This window comes from Elusimicrobiaceae bacterium, from assembly GCA_028700325.1.
Lineage (GTDB): Bacteria > Elusimicrobiota > Elusimicrobia > Elusimicrobiales > Elusimicrobiaceae > JAQVSV01.
Genome location: JAQVSV010000037.1, coordinates 1 through 18,562, shown reverse-complemented (window position 1 = coordinate 18,562; position 18,562 = coordinate 1). Strand labels below are relative to the sequence as shown.

General features: G+C 57.1%; 27 protein-coding genes. All 27 read right to left on the bottom strand.

What is annotated here, in order from left to right:
• Positions 1–861, bottom strand: an 861-nt coding sequence (locus PHW69_06150) for a ribonuclease E/G (GenBank protein ID MDD4004770.1), incomplete at its 3' end; no start/stop codon positions are given.
• Between the two features lie 70 nt (positions 862–931).
• Positions 932–1,657 (bottom strand): DUF2344 domain-containing protein, encoded by a 726-nt coding sequence (locus tag PHW69_06145; protein ID MDD4004769.1) that lies wholly within the window; start codon positions 1,655–1,657, stop codon positions 932–934.
• Positions 1,654–3,003 (bottom strand): FtsW/RodA/SpoVE family cell cycle protein, encoded by a 1,350-nt coding sequence (locus PHW69_06140; GenBank protein ID MDD4004768.1) that lies wholly within the window; start codon positions 3,001–3,003, stop codon positions 1,654–1,656. The genes PHW69_06145 and PHW69_06140 overlap by 4 nt, the downstream gene beginning before the upstream one ends.
• Entirely contained in the window at positions 3,000–4,985 is a 1,986-nt protein-coding gene (gene mrdA / locus PHW69_06135) for a penicillin-binding protein 2 (protein MDD4004767.1), read from the bottom strand. The genes PHW69_06140 and mrdA overlap by 4 nt, the downstream gene beginning before the upstream one ends.
• Positions 4,986–5,043: 58 nt before the next feature.
• Positions 5,044–5,550 carry a rod shape-determining protein MreD gene (mreD, locus tag PHW69_06130; protein MDD4004766.1) on the bottom strand — a complete coding sequence of 169 codons (507 nt, stop codon included), beginning with the start codon at positions 5,548–5,550 and terminating at the stop codon, positions 5,044–5,046.
• Positions 5,547–6,371, bottom strand: coding sequence for a rod shape-determining protein MreC (locus PHW69_06125; protein MDD4004765.1), 825 nt, complete (start codon positions 6,369–6,371; stop codon positions 5,547–5,549). Before PHW69_06125 ends, mreD begins: the two co-directional genes overlap by 4 nt.
• A gap of 123 nt (positions 6,372–6,494) precedes the next feature.
• Positions 6,495–7,547, bottom strand: coding sequence for a rod shape-determining protein (locus PHW69_06120; GenBank protein MDD4004764.1), 1,053 nt, complete (start codon positions 7,545–7,547; stop codon positions 6,495–6,497).
• An 8-nt stretch (positions 7,548–7,555) separates the two neighbouring features.
• Positions 7,556–7,900: a 50S ribosomal protein L17 gene (gene rplQ, locus PHW69_06115; GenBank protein ID MDD4004763.1), complete on the bottom strand. Its 345-nt coding sequence runs from the start codon at positions 7,898–7,900 to the stop codon at positions 7,556–7,558.
• Positions 7,901–7,933: 33 nt separating this feature from the next.
• The gene (locus PHW69_06110; GenBank protein MDD4004762.1) at positions 7,934–8,902 is read right to left on the bottom strand and encodes a DNA-directed RNA polymerase subunit alpha; all 969 of its coding nucleotides are present in this window, start codon (positions 8,900–8,902) and stop codon (positions 7,934–7,936) included.
• 20 nt (positions 8,903–8,922) lie between these two features.
• Positions 8,923–9,549: a 30S ribosomal protein S4 gene (gene rpsD, locus PHW69_06105; GenBank protein MDD4004761.1), complete on the bottom strand. Its 627-nt coding sequence runs from the start codon at positions 9,547–9,549 to the stop codon at positions 8,923–8,925.
• Positions 9,550–9,564: 15 nt separating this feature from the next.
• Positions 9,565–9,987 (bottom strand): 30S ribosomal protein S11, encoded by a 423-nt coding sequence (gene rpsK, locus PHW69_06100; protein ID MDD4004760.1) that lies wholly within the window; start codon positions 9,985–9,987, stop codon positions 9,565–9,567.
• A 12-nt stretch (positions 9,988–9,999) separates the two neighbouring features.
• Positions 10,000–10,368: a 30S ribosomal protein S13 gene (gene rpsM, locus PHW69_06095; protein MDD4004759.1), complete on the bottom strand. Its 369-nt coding sequence runs from the start codon at positions 10,366–10,368 to the stop codon at positions 10,000–10,002.
• Positions 10,369–10,524: 156 nt separating this feature from the next.
• Positions 10,525–10,638, bottom strand: a complete 114-nt coding sequence (gene rpmJ / locus PHW69_06090; GenBank protein ID MDD4004758.1) for a 50S ribosomal protein L36 — start codon at positions 10,636–10,638, stop codon at positions 10,525–10,527.
• 39 nt (positions 10,639–10,677) lie between these two features.
• Positions 10,678–10,893: a translation initiation factor IF-1 gene (infA, locus tag PHW69_06085; protein MDD4004757.1), complete on the bottom strand. Its 216-nt coding sequence runs from the start codon at positions 10,891–10,893 to the stop codon at positions 10,678–10,680.
• Between the two features lie 138 nt (positions 10,894–11,031).
• Positions 11,032–11,835 (bottom strand): type I methionyl aminopeptidase, encoded by an 804-nt coding sequence (gene map, locus PHW69_06080; GenBank protein ID MDD4004756.1) that lies wholly within the window; start codon positions 11,833–11,835, stop codon positions 11,032–11,034.
• Positions 11,835–12,485, bottom strand: coding sequence for an adenylate kinase (locus tag PHW69_06075; GenBank protein MDD4004755.1), 651 nt, complete (start codon positions 12,483–12,485; stop codon positions 11,835–11,837). The genes map and PHW69_06075 overlap by 1 nt, the downstream gene beginning before the upstream one ends.
• Before the next feature lie 326 nt (positions 12,486–12,811).
• Complete coding sequence (gene secY, locus PHW69_06070; GenBank protein MDD4004754.1) at positions 12,812–14,131, bottom strand: preprotein translocase subunit SecY; 1,320 nt, start codon at positions 14,129–14,131, stop codon at positions 12,812–12,814.
• 28 nt (positions 14,132–14,159) lie between these two features.
• On the bottom strand, positions 14,160–14,618 hold the full coding sequence (gene rplO, locus PHW69_06065; protein MDD4004753.1) for a 50S ribosomal protein L15: 459 nt from the start codon (positions 14,616–14,618) through the stop codon (positions 14,160–14,162).
• Between the two features lie 25 nt (positions 14,619–14,643).
• The gene (gene rpsE, locus PHW69_06060; GenBank protein ID MDD4004752.1) at positions 14,644–15,204 is read right to left on the bottom strand and encodes a 30S ribosomal protein S5; all 561 of its coding nucleotides are present in this window, start codon (positions 15,202–15,204) and stop codon (positions 14,644–14,646) included.
• 18 nt (positions 15,205–15,222) lie between these two features.
• Positions 15,223–15,588, bottom strand: a complete 366-nt coding sequence (gene rplR / locus PHW69_06055; protein ID MDD4004751.1) for a 50S ribosomal protein L18 — start codon at positions 15,586–15,588, stop codon at positions 15,223–15,225.
• A 14-nt stretch (positions 15,589–15,602) separates the two neighbouring features.
• Positions 15,603–16,154 carry a 50S ribosomal protein L6 gene (rplF, locus tag PHW69_06050; protein ID MDD4004750.1) on the bottom strand — a complete coding sequence of 184 codons (552 nt, stop codon included), beginning with the start codon at positions 16,152–16,154 and terminating at the stop codon, positions 15,603–15,605.
• A 26-nt stretch (positions 16,155–16,180) separates the two neighbouring features.
• On the bottom strand, positions 16,181–16,579 hold the full coding sequence (gene rpsH, locus PHW69_06045; protein MDD4004749.1) for a 30S ribosomal protein S8: 399 nt from the start codon (positions 16,577–16,579) through the stop codon (positions 16,181–16,183).
• A 13-nt stretch (positions 16,580–16,592) separates the two neighbouring features.
• Positions 16,593–16,778, bottom strand: a complete 186-nt coding sequence (locus PHW69_06040) for a type Z 30S ribosomal protein S14 (protein ID MDD4004748.1) — start codon at positions 16,776–16,778, stop codon at positions 16,593–16,595.
• A 12-nt stretch (positions 16,779–16,790) separates the two neighbouring features.
• Positions 16,791–17,390, bottom strand: coding sequence for a 50S ribosomal protein L5 (gene rplE / locus PHW69_06035; protein MDD4004747.1), 600 nt, complete (start codon positions 17,388–17,390; stop codon positions 16,791–16,793).
• Between the two features lie 50 nt (positions 17,391–17,440).
• Positions 17,441–17,752 (bottom strand): 50S ribosomal protein L24, encoded by a 312-nt coding sequence (gene rplX, locus PHW69_06030; protein MDD4004746.1) that lies wholly within the window; start codon positions 17,750–17,752, stop codon positions 17,441–17,443.
• 12 nt (positions 17,753–17,764) lie between these two features.
• On the bottom strand, positions 17,765–18,133 hold the full coding sequence (gene rplN / locus PHW69_06025; protein ID MDD4004745.1) for a 50S ribosomal protein L14: 369 nt from the start codon (positions 18,131–18,133) through the stop codon (positions 17,765–17,767).
• A 34-nt stretch (positions 18,134–18,167) separates the two neighbouring features.
• Positions 18,168–18,434: a 30S ribosomal protein S17 gene (gene rpsQ, locus PHW69_06020; GenBank protein MDD4004744.1), complete on the bottom strand. Its 267-nt coding sequence runs from the start codon at positions 18,432–18,434 to the stop codon at positions 18,168–18,170.
• Positions 18,435–18,562: the final 128 nt, after the last annotated feature.

Below are 18,562 nucleotides of genomic sequence, written 5' to 3'. Positions count from 1 at the left end.
CAGCTCCAGCTTGACCCGGCGGAGATTATCGATATCCTTGTCGACATCGAACGCGGTGAAAATCGGGGTTTTGCCTTCGTACATCTTGATCCGGCTGGAAAGTTCCGGCGAGATCTTGGTCACGAAATCGAGCACGCTGCGGTAATCCCGCTCGTCGTCGAGCATGTAGACCGCCACATCCTCCGACATGATATCGCGCGTCACCGCCAGCACCAGATCCATATCGTTATGCAGCAGCTTGGGCGCGCGGCAGGTGTCGAACTGTTTTTTTATCGAGTCCCACTGCTTGAAGAGATATTTCATCTCTTTCTCAAGCTCCTCTTCAGTCGCGTCTTCCGCTTCGGTGCGCACGATGCAGCCCATATCCGAAAGATACCGGTCGGCCAGCCGAGCCACCATGTCGGACAGATTCTGCCGTTTCTCGTCATCCTCGATATTTTTCGACACGCCCACAAAAGTCTGGTAAGGCGTAAGCACGAGGTAACGGCCCGGAAGCGTAATGTCCATCGTTACTTTCATGCCCTTGGTGCCGATCGCGTCCTTGACCACCTGCACCATGATCTCCTCGCCTTTGCGGATCAGCTTGTCAATAGGCTCCTTGTCGCCGCCGATCACGTCGGAAATATACAGATAGGCGTTTTTGTCGTAGCCGATATTCACAAACGCGCTGGAAATGCCCGGCAGCACGTTCTCGACCACCGCCTTGTAGATGTTGCCCACTATGTTGAGCGTGCCGCGCCGTTCCCAGAGCAGCTCGGAAAGCCGCCCGTCCTCCAGAATCGCTATGCGGGTTTCCTCAAACGAAGTGTTTGCTATTATTTCAACTTTTTCCGGCCTGTGTGAAGACTGTTGTCTTTTCATAATTTCGATTACCTCTCTAAAATCCGTTTTGCCGGCTGTCGTGCCCGGCGCAACCGGCCATGCCATTTTATCAGTCCCAGACGGGTATTAAACTGCCGTCCGAAGACTTCCAGAAAAACTCTTCCCTTATAACCTTTATATCACGCCCCGGCGCCAGTTCCCTGCCGCTGTGACGGCCCAGCAAAAGCTCCGGCCTTAAATTACGGCCCGCACCCACTGCCATAAGCAGCCCAAGCACGCCCGGCTCCGGCATTGACGTCTTGAGCACCAGCTCCGCCGGATTAAGCGCCAGCACCCGCCCGTCGGATTTTTCACGCAGGATCGGCCCGCACCCGCCCACAAAACCGTCAAACTCGTCAAGCGTGCCGTCAAACCCGCCGCGCACCGTGTAACTGACCGCCGCAAGCATCTCCTCCACCGACGGAAACTGCACCGGTACGCGCCTTACCCCAAGCACTTCATAACCGGCCGGGCAAACCGCGCACAGGCTGGCCGCCGCGCCCGCGCTGTCAACAAAACCTTTCAAAAACAGATCGGCGTATTCCGAACGGCTTTCATAACCCTCAACGATTGCCGGCCCGAACGACATTTTCACGTTGCCCGATTTAACCGCGTAATCAAGCCCGGACACGGACACCATCTCCCGGAACAGCTGCAGTTGCTCGCGCGGGCTTACGCGTGCGGCCTGCCCGCCGCGAGCCAGCCTGATCCGTACGCGCGAAACCGCCTCCGCCGCGCCCGGCCGCACCGCCGGGTTTTTCTTTTCCCTGAAGCCACCCGGCTGCATTGCCATCATACCAGCGCCATCCTGCGCGCGTACACCGATTCCGCGATCCCGAACGCCCAGAACGACGCCGCCAGATTAGACCCGCCGTACGACAGCAGCGGCAGCGGCACGCCCGCCACCGGCATCACTCCGACCGCCATGCCGAAATTAATGCACAGGTAAATGAAAAACATGCTGAAAATGCCGCAGCAGCTCAGATAGCCGAACTGGTCGCGCGAAAGCCGCGCGATAACCGTCAGCCGCCACAGCATCAGCAGATACAGCGCCAGCACTCCGAACGAGCCGACAAACCCCATCTCCTCGCCCACCACCGCCATGATGAAATCCGTATGCCGTTCCGGCACGAACCCGAGCCGCGCCTGCGTGCCGGAAAACGCGCCTTTGCCCCAGAACCCGCCTGACCCGATCGCGATCTTAGACTGCAGCACATTATAGCCCGCGCCGCGCGGATCGGCCTGCGGGGCCAGAAACGCCTCAAACCGCTTGCGCTGGTAATCCTTGATCTGGGTCTGCACCCCTATCGCGGTGACATACCCCCCTATCAGAACAGCCGCCGCCCCTATAAAATGCGCCGGACGGACCCGCACCCTGAACCTCACGCACGCTTTCCACGCAAAAAACACCAGCGCCGCAATAACACCGACACACGCCAGCGCCGGCAAACCGAACTTCGAAAACGACATGAAATTCTGAGCCAGCGCGCTTTCTTCAAGCCAGTCCGGGTAAAGCGGAATAAGCGTCCACAAAACGGTCAGCGCGCCCGTCACGCACCCGAACCCGACAACGCTGAACAGATGCGCCAGGCTTGCGCCCGCGCAGTACAGCATCGCCACCAGCGTCGGAAAAGTGACAATGAGCGCGGAAAAATCCGGCTGCAGCATGATCAGCGCGAAAACCGGCAGAATAAGCAGCACCGCGCCCAGAAAAGTGCTCAGCTGCTTTACGCGCGGCGCGTTCCTGTCAAGATAATTGGCCAGCACCAGTATCAGGCCCACCCGGCACAGTTCAGACGGCTGCATGGAAATCGGACCCAGATGAAACCACGACCGCGAACCCCGGTCCGTGGAGCCCAGCACCAGCACCGCCAGCAGCAAACCCAGAATGAGCCCGTACAACGCTTTCCACTGGTCCTGGTAAATCTGATAATTCGCGCTCCAGCCGAACAGAAACAATATGGCCGCGACAGGTAGCGCCATCATATGGATATGGATAACGCGCTCGCCAAACGGCAAACCCGTTACCGAAGAAAGAATGGCCACTGTTCCGATCGTGGCGATAAACGCCACCGTAGCCGCCAGTATCCAGTCAAGCCGGCCTTTTTTCAATTCACGCCTGTCTGTGGCAAATGCTGTCATTGTCTGTCCCATTTCGGCCCGGACACTCTCGCCGGGCTGAACGACGTTCCGGCCGGGCCCGTGCTTTTCACCGGCGCGGGATCCGGCGCGGCCGGCACCGGCCCGCCGGACGGATTCACCGTGGCAGCGCCCTGTTTCACTGGCTTTTTCTCAAGCAGTCCGGCGCCTGCCGTAATGGCGCCCGTTGAAACCCCGACGGACTGCCGGGCCTGCGCGTCCGCCCTGTTTTTCTTCTCGTCCAGCCTGTAATATGCGCGTATGACATTGCGCGCAATAGGCGCAGCCGCGCTGGAGCCGTGCTTGCCGTGCTGCACCATGACCGCCACCGCTATGTCGGGCGCCTTGCCATCGCGCCGGGCAAACGCCACGAACCACGCGTTTTCGTCGCCCCGCGAAGTCTGGGCGGTGCCGGTTTTGCCGTATAATTCCAGATCCCTGTCATTAATGCCCGCCGCCGTCCCGGCTGTTACAACCTCGCGCAGCGCCTGCCACAGAATATCCCACGTGGTATCGCCCAGATTAACCCGGCTGAGCAGTTCCACTTTTTTCCGGAACAGCGGCTTGCCGGAATTATCCACGATCTGCTCGGCGAACTGCGGCCGCCAGAAACTGCCGCGGTTGGCGACCGCCGCGATTACCTGCGCCATCTGGATCGGCGTGACCAGCAGTTCGCCCTGCCCGATGGAAAGGTTCAGAGTATCGCCCATGAACCAGTAACTGCGCTGCTGCGCGCGCTGGCGCGGGCCGAAGACCCTGCCCGCCACTTCCCCCGGCAGCGGCACGCCCGTGGGCATGCCGAGCCTGAACCCCATTTCATATTTTTCAATGGCGGACGGGCCCATCTTCACCGCCACGTTGTAAAAATACACGTCACAGGAATGCGCCATGCCCTGTATGAAATCAAGCGAACCATGCCCTTTCTTCTCCCAGCACTGGAACCGCCGGGATCCGGTGTCATAATAGCCGGGACAGAAATACCGGTCGCCCGGTTTCAGGTAGCCCGCTTCCAGCGCCGCCGCGCCCACGATGATTTTAAAAGTGGAGGCCGGCGCGTACTGGCCCTGAATGGCATAGTTGAATTCCGGCAGTTTCGCGCGCACGCTCGAAGAACTTTTTTCTATGAACATCGCCGGTTCGAAATCCGGAGCCGACGCCATTGCCAGAATGTCCCCGTTCTGCGGATTAATGGCCACCACCGCGCCTTTTTGAGTCAGCGAATTGCGCAGGCCCAGCTCAGCCGCTTCCTGCGCCCTGAAATCAACCGTCAGTCTTACGTCCGAGCCCGGTTCCCATTTCTGCCGGGCCAGCACTCCGGCCAGCCGCCCCCGGAAATCAATTTCCAGGTAAATGCCGCCGTCGCGGCCCTTGAGATATTTTTCAAAGATCTTTTCAATTCCGGTTTTGCCGATCCGGTCGTCAAACCGGTACCCGTCTTTCCGATAGGCCAGCCATTCCGGCCGGCTCATTTTGCCCATATATCCCAGCAGATGGCTCAGCATCGAGCCGTACGGATAGGCGCGCTTGGTTTCCACCACCAGTTCGATGCCGGGATACAACGCTTTAAGCTCCGAAAGCGAAAACATCTCCCGCGCGCTCAGATTCTCCGCCAGCCGCACGGGCCGGCCGTGACGGCTGGCTTGCTGCATGATGTTTAAAATCTCGAGCTTGTCATTGCCCAGCAGGCCCGCGAAATCTCCGGCCAGCTTGTCAAAATATCCCGTCTCGCCCGACGCGGCAGGAAGAAACACAAGGCTGAAAGTGGGTTTATTGGTGGCTACAATAGCCCCGTCCTTCGTTATCACCCGCCCGCGCGGAGCGTTCTGGATAAGCACCTGCGTCCGGTTGCGCTCGGCGGCGGCCAGAAACCGGCTGTGCTGGAATAACTGGATGTCCACCAGCCGCAGCGCAAGCACCGCGACCACCAGATAAACCAGCAGCCACAGGTGTTCCAGCCTCTCTTTTGGGACTTTTATCAAACCCATACCATTTTCAAATACCGAGCCTCCGAACCGGCTGCCCGGCCAGGCCGGAACCTCCCGGTCACCGTCCGAACAGCCCGCCGCCGGAAGTTATCCGGCGGACCGGACGGAACAGCAGGAAAAACGGAAACGCCGCCATGCACAGCGCCCCGTTATAAACCGGCGTCAAAAACCATGTCCGCCACACGACCGGAAACGGCTTGTCCAGAAAAACCAGACTCTCCGCCATATAACCCGCCGCGCACAACAGAGTCAGCGCGGCGCACAGCCAGAACTGGGCGGCCGGCGTTTCAAAATAGATCCGCGATTTGGCGAAGCAGACCGCATAGGCCGTAATCACAAAAAGCAGCGCGTATCCGCCGAACAAATGCACCGCGAGAAAATCCGCGAACAGACCCGCAAAAAACCCGAACGCCATCGCCTGGGCCGGCGCGCTCGCGATAGCGCACGCCACCGTAGCCGCCAGCAGAACCGACGGCGCCGTTCCGAAAAACGCGCAGTACTGCCCGACAAACCAGTGCGCGCCGGCAAACCCGCAAAACAGCAGCGGCCAAAGCAAAAAGTTCATTTCTGCCCTCCGGCCAGCACAAACACCTCGCCGATCCCGCCGATATTTACGGCCGGTTCGATCCGCGCGGAAAGAAATGTCATGAACGCTTCCCTGGGGTACAGCTCGACTACCCTGCCGACCGTTACGCCCGCCGGGAACAGCACGCTCACGGCTGACGTTACTATCGTGTCGCCGACCGCGATATTGCTGTCCGGCGGAATGTAATTCAGCCGCAGGTATTTCCCGTTCAGGCCTTCCAGCAGCGCGTCGGTGCCGCGATCCCTGATGCTGCAAGTCACCGACGACATGGGATCCGACACCAGCATCACCCGCGCCGTGCCCGACGACGTTTCTATAACCTTGCCAGCCAGCCCGACCGCGCCGCGGTAAACGGCCAGCACCGGATCCTTGATCCGCACCCCGTCTTTCGCGCCGCGGTTTATAATGACACTGCTGTAATTGTCGGGAGGAACCGCGCTGATCACTCGCGCCCACACGCCGCTCCAGCGCAGCTGTCCGGCGGAGCCGGTCATTTCGTCATAGCGGCGCGCCGTTTCCAGCAGCGCTTCATACTGGCCGAGTGCGGCCTGCAGTTCGAGATTGCGCCGCCGGAGCGCGCGGTTTTCGTCCACCGCGTCCAGCAGCATTCTGGCGTTCTGGGGTATTTGTACGGAATTGTGAACCAGCGCGTCGGCCGGGCGCAAAAACGGATAAAACACCGCGCCGGCCAGCCCCCGCACCGTGCCCACCAGCGGGCTCAGCGGCAACAGGAGCAGCACTATTGAAACTAACGAAAATGTCACCAGCGAAATGCCGGCGGAGCATCTTTCCCTGTCCATAGTCTCCGTTACAGCCCGGAAACCCGATATTCCGCATCAGCCTTTACGCGCCCCGCGAACGGGGACGCCGGGATTACAGCGCAACTGCCTAAAATTCCTGTAAAAGGGAACCGGGGCCGCCGATTATCTGGCGCGTCCCCGGTACCATGTTGCAAAATCGGGTCTTCGGTTTCTGATATTGTCCAGCTCTTCCAGATACTTCCCCGTGCCGATAGCCACGCAGCTGAGCGGATCAGCCGCGCGATGCACGGGCAAATCCGTCTCCTGCCTTATCAAATCGGTTATCCCACGAATAAGCGACCCGCCGCCCGCGATCACAAGCCCGCGGTCAACCAGATCCGCGGCCAGCTCGGCCGGAGTTTCCTCCAGCGCGTTCTTGATCACATCCACGATCAGCCGGATGGGCTCCATGAGCGCCTGGCGTATTTCCTCGCTCGTAACCACCAGCGTCTTGGGCAGGCCCTGCGACTGGTCCCGGCCCTTGACCTCAAGCGTTTTCTCCTCTTTGAGCGGAAACACCGAGCCGATCTTTATTTTGACATCCTCGGCCGTCGTTTCGCCTATGATGAGATTGTACTTCCTGCGGAAATACTGGATAATGCAGTCATCCATTTCGTCGCCGGCCACATCTATTGACTTGGTCACCACCATCCCGCCAAGCGATATTATGGCCACTTCTGTGGTGCCGCCGCCGATGTCTACTATCATGCTGGCGTGCGGCTCGGAAATCGGGAGGTCAGCTCCAATGGCCGCGGCCATGGGCTCCTCTATCAGGCATACTTCGCGCGCGCCAGCCTGTTCTGCGGCTTCCTGAACGGCGCGGCGTTCCACTTCGGTAATCCCCGAAGGGATTCCGATAACTATACGCGGATGCAGCAGGTTGCGGCGGTTGTGCACTTTGCGGATGAAATACTTGATCATTTCCTGCGTCACTTCGAAATCCGCTATCACGCCGTTGCGCAACGGCCTGACCGCAATGATGTTGGCGGGAGTGCGGCCAAGCATCTGCTTGGCCTCACTCCCGACGGCACGAACTTGTCTTGTTTCCCTGTCTATCGCGACCACGGAGGGTTCCCGCAACACTATGCCTTTTCCGCTTACGTAAATAAGCGAGTTGGCCGTGCCCAGATCCATCCCCATGTCGCTGGAGAACAGGCTAAACAGATAATCCAGCATCGCTTTTGCTAATCCACCAGCCGGATGAGCGACATCTCGGTGTTATCGCCGGCCCTGCGGCCTATGCGAAGTATCCGGGTATAGCCGCCCGGCCGAGTGGAGTACCGGGGAGCGATTACTTCAAACAGTTTCTTGTAGGCAACCCTGTTTCTTACCGTACGCATGACGGCTACCTTCTTGCCGTCCCGAGCCTGCGTGATGACATGTTCCACCACGCGGCGCAGCTCTTTCGCCTTGATAACGGTTGTCTTGATCTCCTCGTTTAAAAGGAGACTGGTTGTCATGTTCGCGAACATGCTCCGTCTGTGGGAGCCTGTCTTTGAAAGTTTGCGATGTCCTAGGTTTTTGATCATTTCTTGCTCTCGGATTTTAAAATCCTTCCTCCGTCAAACGTCCATGCCGAGCGAAAGTCCCATCTCGGTGAGCTTTTCCTTGATTTCGTCAAGGGACTTGTTCCCGAAATTCTTGATCGCTTTCAGCTCCTCGTCGGTCTTGGTCACCAGATCACGCACTATGTGGATCTGCGCGGCCTTAAGACAGTTGGCGGAGCGGCTCGAAAGTTCTATGATGTCAACCGGCTGGTTAAGCTTGTCGGCAATGCTGCTGTCAAGCTTAACCGGTTCGGCGGCGCCGGTTCCGCCCGCGGGTTCATCCGCGAGCTCGCCTTCCGGCGTGAAGATGTGCAGCGATTTTTTCAGCAGGGATGCCGCTTTCTGCAGCGCGTCCTTGGGGTTGATCGTGCCGTCCGTATGAACCTCGATGACAAGCCTGTCATAGTCGGTCTTCTGGCCTACGCGGGCGGGCTGCACGTCGTAATGCACCTTTGTCACGGGCGAAAACAGCGCGTCCATCGGGATAAAACCCGCCGGCCGCTGCACTTTCGCGATCTCGTCGGCCGACACATAACCCCGGCCCATCGAAATCTCCAGCTCGGCCGACAGCTTCGCGCCCGGCTCCAGATGCGCCAGCACAAGGTCCCTGTTCAGCACTTCAACATTGTCGTTGCCGGTTATATCCGCCGCCGTCACCGCGCCGTCTTTGGCGGCGTTGAGGTAAATATATTCCCGGCCGTTGCTGTGCATTTTCACCCGCAGGCGTTTGAGGTTGAGCAGGATATTTATCACATCCTCGCGCACGCCGGACAGAGTGCTGTACTCATGCACCGCGCCTTCAAGGCGAACCGCGGTTACCGCCGCGCCGTCAAGGCTCGACAGCAATATCCGGCGCAATGAATTGCCCACCGTGTGGCCGTACCCGCTTTCGTAGGGCTCGGCGATGAATTTGCCGTAAAACTCGCTGACTGTTTTATCGTCCGCGGTGACTTTCGCGGGAAGTACCAATTCTTCAACAAACATTCGCGTTTCCTCCGGAAATTTTATTTTGAATAGAACTCGACAATCAGCTGCTCGTTAACCGAATATGACATCTCGCCGCGATCCGGCCATCTGAGCAGTTTCCCGGAGAATTTCGCCCCGTCGTATTCCAGAAAGCTGGGCCGCAAAGCGCGCTTGTCCGTTTCTTCAAGCCCCTGCTTGACGGCGGTAGTCCCGGCAACAGCCGAATCAAGCGTGACCCGATCGCCCGGCTTTACATGGAATGACGCCACGTCAACGCGGCGGTCGTTCACTTTCACATGACCATGGCTCACCAGCTGCCGCGCAGCCTGCAAAGACACCGCAAACCCCAGCCGCCGGACAACGTTGTCCAGCCGCGTCTCCAGCAGCCGCAGGAACATCTCGCCTGATCTGCCGGGCATATGCGTCGCTTTCACAAACAAATTGCTGAACGGCCGCTCGGTCATCCCGGCTGCAAATTTCGCGCGCTGTTTCTCCATAAGCCGAACCGCGTATTCCGATTTCTTGCTCCGGAAACTCTGGAACCGGCCCTGTTTGGCCGCGCGTTTTTCCATCACGCAGCCGGTAAAACATTTGGTGCCTTTAAGAAACAGTTTTGTGTCCAGTTTCCGGCACTTTTTGCATCTTGCTTCAGTATATCTGGCCATTTAACATATCCTCCGTTACACCCTTCTGGCTTTAGGGGGTCTGCATCCGTTGTGCGGAATGGGGGTTACATCTTTTATGCTGACTACATGTATCCCCGTAGCCTGTACGGCTCTGATGGCGGTTTCACGTCCGGGTCCGGGTCCGGTGACCAGAATGGTCGCGTCCTTGATACCCGCATCTTTCACCTTGTCGAGCGCGCGCGAGCAGGTTATCTGCGCCGCGAACGGAGTGCCCTTCTTCGTGCCCCGGAACCCGTTGGAGCCGGAGGTTGACCAGCCAAGGGCGTTGCCCTTGTCGTCGGTAACGGTTATTATGGTGTTGTTAAACGTGCATTTGATATGGATAACCGCAAAGGAAACAGTTCTGCGCTGTTTTTTCTTGCCTGCCGCGGGTGTCGAGGCCGCAGCGTTATTGGTGGTGATTTTCTTTTCTGCCATTTTATATACCCCTTACTTTGAACCTACGGTTTTTCTCTTGCCGCGTCTTGTGCGGCCGTTGGTGCGGGTGCGCTGTCCGCGCAGAGGCAGGCCTCTGCGATGACGCAGGCCGCGGTAGCAGCCGATCTCAATATAACGCTGGATATTCTGCGTTATTTCACGCCGCAGTTCGCCCTCGACCTTGTATTCTTTCTGCAGGGTATTGTTCAGAAGCATCACCTGATGCTCGGTAAGATCCTTCACCCGGGTTTCCGGGCTGATCTCGTTACCAAGCCTGGCGAAGATTTCCTTTGAGCGCGTCTGCCCCACGCCATAGACGTAGCAGAGCGCGACATCAATCCTTTTGTTCTTCGGTAAATCCACTCCGGCAATTCTGGCCATAGTATATGTCAATTCCTTTGTTTCTGACTTCCCGCTCGGTTTACGGCCGGCCGATTCTGCTGTGCCGCCGGGGGCCACCCGCATGTTTCAGGGCCGTCTTCCCGCCGGTTCTTGAAGTCCGGAATCAACTTCCTCCTTTTTTGTCCTTGTGTTTGATTAGCCTTGGCGCTGCTTGTGCTTCTTCACGCTGCAAATCACGCGAATGACACCGTTGCGCCGTATCACTTTGCACTTCTGACAGATTTTCTTCACGCTGGCTCTAACTTTCATTTTTTTAGGCATCCGCGGAACTTTCACTCCGCGGCCTCCTTATTTTGCTCTGTATACAATTCTGCCTTTCGTCAGATCATAAGGCGATAGCTCCACCTTTACCTTGTCACCGGGCAGTATGCGGATATGGTGTATGCGCATCTTGCCTGAAATATGGGCCAGTAAAATTTTACCACCCGGTATTTCCACCCGGAAAGAGGCGTTCGGCAGAGATTCCACTATTACACCTTCCACTTCTATCTTGTCATTTCCCATAAGCGGCTTTTATGCGCTCCTTTGTCGGCCCGGACAACTGTGTCTTGTTCCGGGCCCCCTTATTCGCCGTTACTGCTCCGCGGCAACTGCTTTATTGCTGCTCAAAATCCAGCCCGGCATAACCCGAAAATCTTTTCACTAGGGCAGAGTCATCAGTTCGCAGCCATGCTCGGTAACCGCTATCGTGTGCTCAAAGTGCGCGGACAGGCTGCCGTCAACAGTCACTACAGTCCAGCCGTTTTCCAGAACCCGCACTTCATACCCGCCAGCGTTGATCATCGGCTCCACCGCGATCACCATCCCCGCTTCCAGCGCCGGTCCCGCTCCCTTGCGCCCGTAATTCGGAACCGGAGGCTCCTCATGCATCCTGCGGCCGATCCCGTGCCCGACAAAATCGCGCACGACAGACATCCCGCACCCTTCCGCATAACTCTGCACCGCGTGCCCTATATCGCCGAGCGTCGCGCCCGGCCTGATGATTTCAATCGCCCGCTCGAGCGAAGTCCGGGTCACGTCAATGAGTTTCTGCGTCCGCGCGCTGATTTTTCCGACCGGCACCGTAATCGCCGAGTCGCCGTGAAACCCTTCAACAAACGCGCCCATGTCAAGGCTGACTATATCGCCGGCTTTCAGCACACGGCCATCTGCGGGTATCCCGTGCACCACTTCCTCGTTAACGGATGCGCACAGCACCGCCGGGTATCCGCAGTAGCCCAGAAACGAGGGCTTCGCGCCCAGATCGTAAACCGTTTTCCCGGCGATCCGGTCCAGCTCTCCGGTGGTTATGCCCGGCCGGATGGCATCTTTGAGCACGGCCAGAGTCTTCGCGACAACCTGTCCGGCTTTGCGCATTTTTAGCAGCTCGCCGGGGGTTTTCAGCTCGATCAGCCCTTGTCTTTTTATCGGGACTATGCCCGCCCGCTTCCCGGACTGATGCGACATTATCTGGCTACCACTCCGATTTTTTCAAATATCGAACCGTTGACTTCGGCGGGTGTTTTCGTCCCGTCCACGGCGATCAGATTCGTCCGGGTCTTGTAATACTCGATCAGCGGTTCGGTCTGTTCCCGGTAAACAACCATGCGATGACGCACCGCGGTTTCGGTATCGTCTTCCCGGTGCCTGAGCGCGCCGCCGCACTTGTCGCACACGTTCTCCGCCTTCGGAGGCGTGCCGGTAAGCACGTTATAAATCTGGCCGCATTTGCCGCAGGTTCTGCGGCCGGCGATCCGGCGAACCACAACATCCTCGTTCGCGTCAATTAGGATGGCAAAATCAATTTTCCTGCCTTCGGACTTTAAAAACGCGTCCAGCTCTGTCGCCTGCGCCACCGTGCGGGGAAACCCGTCGAACAGAAACCCCTGCCTGATGGTGCGCAATGTGGCGGTGACAATGTCCATAACCATCGAGTCGGGCACGAGGTTGCCCTCGCTGATGAGCTTTTGCACTTTAAGCCCGAACTCGGTTTTCCGCGCTATTTCATCACGGAAAATATTGCCGGTCGAAATATGCCGCAGGTCCAGTTTCTGGCACAATAACGGCGCCGCAGTACCCTTTCCGGCACCGGGTGCGCCCAATAAAATCACGTTCACGTCGTCACCTCGTTACTATATTTTATTACTTTTCAAAGGTTTAGGGAAGCGTTATTTGCCAGATTTCCACCCGGACTCCCGGAAACTGCCATGCGTTAAAACAGAAGATCCCCGGTTTCCATAACCTTCCGCTTCCACTGCCCGCAAGCTCACGCCCGGGCTCCTGAAAAAGCCGCCTCCGGCGTTGACGCAGGCCGGAGACGGTTAAATCCTTGCTTCCCAGCGGTTACGGCCCGCCCGATTCGCCGGCCCGCATTCACCGCACTGCCAAAAACTTTTCCCGCATTCTTCTCAGCACCCCGTGCCAGCCGCGTTCCTGTCCGATGCTACTGGGAACCTACGTTAAACCAGCGGCCACGGATGCGCTGACCTTTCATCATCGGCTCGTAGTTCCGCATAAGCAGATGCGCTTCCAGCTGGCCGATAGTGTCAAGCGCGACGCCGACCACAATCAGCAGCGTCGTGCCGCCGAAACTGAACGGCAGCGCGTATTTCTGGCGCAGAACGTCGGGCACAATGGCAATCAATACAACAAACAGCGCGCCACCGAATGTGATGCGGTTGAGTATCCATTCGATATGCGACGCGGTCGGGTCGCCCGCGCGAATGCCGGGAATAAAACCGCCCCACTTCTTCATGTTGTCAGCCAGTTCCTTCGGATTGATGCTCACCGAATTATAGAAATAGCAGAAAAACACGATAAGCGCGGCATATGCCGCCTCATACAGGAACCCGCCGCTATTGAAATAATCCATAAGGCTTTGCGCCCAGGCCGCGGTCGGATTAAACTGCATGATCGTCATAGGCAGCATCAGCAGTGAAATCGCGAAGATTACCGCGATAACGCCCGACTGATCCACTTTGAGCGGCAGATAACTGCTCGCCCCGCCGACCATTTTCCGGCCCACCTGACGCTTGGCGTACTGCACGGGAATCTTGCGCTGGGCCGTTTCAACCCAGATCACAAAACCCATGATTCCGAATATGGCAACCGCCATAACCAGCGCAAACACTATCCCGATTTCATCCGCCTGCACCAGCCGCACTAGGTTAAGAATGCCGGACGGAATCCTGTCCACGATACCCGCGAAAATAATCAGCGAAATGCCGTTTCCTATTCCGTTTTCCGTCATCTGTTCGCCCAGCCACATTACAAACAGCGTGCCGGTGGTCAGCGTAAGCACCGTCGTAAAGAAAAACAGCGGCGACGGATCTATCACGATCGGCACATTGCCCGGAGTCGGCATATGCGACAGCGCCATCGTCAGCCCGAAACTCTGGAACGCCGCCAGCACAAGCGTGAACACCCGGGTTATCTGGTTGACTTTGCGCCGGCCCAGCTCGCCTTCTTTCGACAGGCGGTCGAGATACGGGATGACGTGCGCGCCCGAAAGCAGGCTCATGATGATCGAGGCGTTGATGTACGGCATCACGCCCATCGAGAGTATCGAGAACTTGCCCAGCGCGCCGCCCGAAAAAATATCCAGGAAACCCAGAAGATTGTTCCGGTTCGCGTCAAATAACGAACGCAGCGCCTCGCTGTTTATGCCGGGAATGGGGATTGCCGCCCCAGCCCGGTAAACCGCCAGCGCGATGAGCACGAAAAGCATCCGCTTCTTCAGTTCCGGTATACGGAACAGGTTCATTAGTCCTGACTGCATTATTTACAATGCCTCAGTTTTTTTCGGTAATTACAATGGCAGAGCCGCCGGCTTTTTCGATTTTTTCCCTGGCGGATTTCGAAAAGCCATGCGCGCTGATTTCAAGCGGGTGGGAAAGTTCCCCTCCGCCCAAAACCTTCACTCTGCAGGCGCAGCAGACCAGACCCTTTTCCTTCATGGTTTCCGGTGTGACGACTGCGCCTTTTTCAAACTTGCCGGCAATGACGGAGAGATTCACCCATTCGCAAGAAATGGCGAACTTCCTGTTTGAGAACCCGCTTTTCGGAATACGCCGGAACAGCGGCATCTGACCGCCTTCCTTTGACTCCTTGGGGCCGTTACCGGACCGCGAGGACTGGCCGTTAAGACCGCGGGTGCTGTGCTCCCCGTGTCCTGAACCCCGGCCGGTGCCCACGCGTTTTTTCCGGTGGGTGGAACCTTTCATAGGTGAAAGAGTATTGAGTCCGATCATCTTCTTATGCCTCTTTATTTACCGCTTAGGCGGCTTTGCCCCGCGACGCGTTGACCGCGTCGCGGCTTTTAAGCTGTTTAAGCGCTTCTAAGGTCGCGTAGACCATATTGAACGCGTTGTTGCTGCCAAGGCTCTTGGCCAGCACGTCCTTGACTCCGGCCGCCTCCAGCACCGCCCGCACTCCCGCTCCGGCGATAACGCCGGTGCCGGGCGCGGCGGGCTTCATCCACACCTTGCCGGCTCCGAAATGCCCGATAATCTCGTGCGGAATAGAGTCCGCTTTCAGCGGGAATTTTATCATGTTCCGCTTGGCGTGAAGCGATGCTTTCTGGATGGCCAGCTGCACCTGGTTCGCCTTGCCGATTGACACTCCCACTTCGCCGTTGCCCTTGCCCACCACCACCAGCGCGCGGAAAGAGAATCTCTTGCCGCCCTTTACTACCTTCGATGTGCGGGACAGGTTTACGACCGTGGTTTTCTCAACCGCCTCTTCGACCGGATTGGTCACCTGCTTGCGCAGGGAACCGCCGCCGACTGGGCCGGTTTTGGGTTTTGTTTCGTTTCTGTTAAGCGCCTTTTCAGACATTTGACAATGCTCCTAAACTTATATGGTGAGGCCGGCTTTGCGCGCGCCTTCCGCCACGGCTTTGACCCGCCCGTGGTAGATCCGCGCGCCGCGGTCAAAACAAACTTCCTTAACGCCCGCATCAATGGCTTTCCTGGCGATCAGTTCGCCAAGCGCGGTCGCGGCTTCTATGCTTTTCTCGGAAGTCTTAAATTTGCCTTTAAGCTCCGGCGCCAGAGTGGAGGCCGCCGCGATGGTTTTGCCCGTCGCGTCGTCAATCACCTGCGCATAGATGTAACGAAGACTGCGGTATACGCTGAGTCTCGGCCTGTTGCTACCGTTCGTGGAAAGCTGACGGTGAACACGGTCTTTTCTGAACTGATATCGTTCCTGATTGGTTCTCATGTTAGTTCCTCGCCTTACTTCTTGCCGCTGGCGGCCGCTTTGCCTGCCTTGCGGGCAACATGCTCGTCTTCGTAGCGGATACCCGTGCCCTTATAGGGTTCCGGCGGGCGCAACCGGCGGATTGACGCCGCAAAATCACCCACAAGCGCCTTATCCGCGCCTTTAATGACGAGCTTGCTGTTCTTGGCGTCGAACTCCACGCTCAGACCGTGCGGAATGTCCAGCAGGATCGGGTGCGAAAAACCCAGCTCCATATTGACTTTCTTGCCCTGTATCTGAGCCCGGTAACCGAGGCCGTTTACAATGAGAGCCTTCTCAAATCCGGACGAGACTCCGTTAACAAGGTTATTAATCCTCGCTCTTGCCGTCCCGAACATCGCGTCGAGCTGCTTGGCGTCGCCGTCCTTTTTTACAAGAACGGTATTGCCGTCCACCGTGGCGCTGATGTGCTGGGGCAATGTGAAAATCAGACTGCCCAGCGGCCCTTCGGCCTTTATTTCGGGACCATTTATCGTCACCTTAACCTTTGCAGGTATCGTGATGGGTTTTTTGCCTACTCTGCTCATAGTTTAGCACCCGTTGTTAAATTTTACTACCACACCTGGCAGAGGACCTCGCCGCCCACCTTGTTGGCTTTGGCGTCGGCGTCGGACATCACACCTTTGGATGTGGAAAGAATTGAAATGCCGAAAGGTCCGCGGACCTTCGGAATATCAAGATATGACCGGTAAATTCTGCAGCCCGGCCGGGAAATTCTCTTCAGGCCGCCGATCAGGCCGTCGTTGCCTTCGGAGTATTTCAGAAATACCCGAACCGTGCCGCGCGGTTTGCCTTCGGCGGCCGGGATTTCCTTGTAATTGGCTATATAACCCTCGTCTTTAAGTACGCGGACTATCTCCAGTTTCATTTTCGAGAACGGAATATCCACCCGCTCCTTTCTCTTCATCGCGGCGTTGCGAACTCTTGTAAGAAGATCTGCTATCGGATCCATGGTCTCTTCCCTCTTACCAGCTAGATTTCCTGAGCCCGGGGATTAATCCCTCGTGGGCCATTTTGCGGAGACATATACGGCAGAGGCCGAAGTCCCGGTAGTATCCTCTGGGCCGCCCGCAAACCTGACACCGGTTGCGGAATCGCACTGCGAATTTCTGCGGCTTGCGCATTTTTGCCATCCAGGCGAATGTTGCCATTGTCGCTTCTCCTTATTTCTTCTTGCTGAACGGCAGGCCCAGATAACCAAGCAGCAGCCGGCCATGCTCGTCGGACTGGGCGGTGGTGACGAACGAAATGTTCATACCGTGCGCCTGAGGCGTCTTCTCCATATCAACCTCGGGGAAGATATGGTGGTCCCGGAGTCCAAGATTATAGTTGCCGCGACCGTCGAAACAGTTGGGCGAAAATCCCTGGAAATCGCGAATCCGGGGGCAGGCAATCGCTATGAACCGGTCCACGAATTCATACATCTTGTCGCCGCGCAAAGTCACCCGCACGGCAATCGGCATGCCTTCGCGCAGCTTGAAGTTCGAAATGGACTTCTTCGCCTTGCGGATCTGCGGCTGCTGCCCGGTAATCTGCGACAGATCTGTCCGGGCCTGCTCCAGCACCTGAATATTGTCCTTCGCTTCCGAAATGCCCATGTTGATCACAACCTTGGTCAGCTTCGGTACGGACATGGGGGACGAAGTGTTTAAATCCTTCAAAAGAACGGGCAGGATCTTCTCCCTGTATGTTTTTTTCAGCCGGGGCTGATAATCCTTCGGCACGGGCTGTTGTACCGCGCCTTCTGTTTTCTTTTTTGCCATCTCGTTTGTTCCTTGGGTTCGCGTTTAAATCAGCGCGCGAAAATTTCGGGTCAGACTATCGTCTCGCCGCATTTGCGGCAGACCCGGACTTTCTCGCCCGAATCAATCGTTTCGATTTTGGGCCGGCCCGCTTTTTTGCACTTCGGGCAGACCAGCGCCACATTGGAAATGTGGAGTGGGTTTTCCTTTTTCTGTATCCCGCCGGGGTTGCCCTGCGTGGGCTTGGAGTGCTTGGTGACGATATTCTTGCCGCCCACGACAACCCGGCTCTTCTCCGGGATAACCTTGATCACTTCGCCGGTGTCGCCGGAATCCTTGCCGGAAAGGATTAGAACCGTGTCTTTCTTTTTTATCTTCATCATTTCGGTGTCCTCTTACACTACTTCAGGCGCGAGCGAGATGATTTTAAGAAAATTTTTCTCGCGAAGCTCGCGCGCTATGGGCCCGAATACGCGGGTTCCCTTCGGTTCCATGGCATCGGTAATGACACAAACCGCGTTGTCATCGAACCGGATATAGGAACCGTCGGCGCGGCGGGTTTCCTTCTTCATCCGCACGACCACCGCTTTCACGACATCCCCTTTCTTGAGGGGAGAGGTCGGTATGGCGTCTCTCACCGAGCAGACCACAATATCGCCAAGGCTCGCGTATTTGCGATGGCTGCCGCCTTTCACCTTGAAGCATTGCAGCTTTCTCGCGCCCGAGTTGTCCGCCACATTCACTATCGTTCTGAGCTGAATCATTCTGTCTTCTCCGAACCACTAATTCCGCCGGCTATCACGCCTCAAAGGACCTGATAATCCGGGTTATGCGCCACCGCTTGAGTTTTGAAAGCGGGCGGGTGCTCATGATTTCCACTATGTCTCCGAGCTTGCTCTTGTTCTCCTCGTCATGAGCGTGGAACCGCGTAGCCGTCCGGATAATCTTTTCATACATCCGGTGCTTGTACTGCCGCTCCACTTTTACGACGCGGGTCTTGTCCATCTTGTCGGAAACAATCACACCCTGAAAGGTTTTTCTGCCGGGTCTTGTTTCGTTGCTCATTTGGTGCTCCCCAATTCTTTTTCTGTAAGCAGAGTGTTGATTATCGCTATTCTGCGGCGGATAGTCCTCAACTCCAGCGGGTTGGCCAAAGGCGTGGTGTTATGCTTGAACGAAAGCGAAAACTGTTT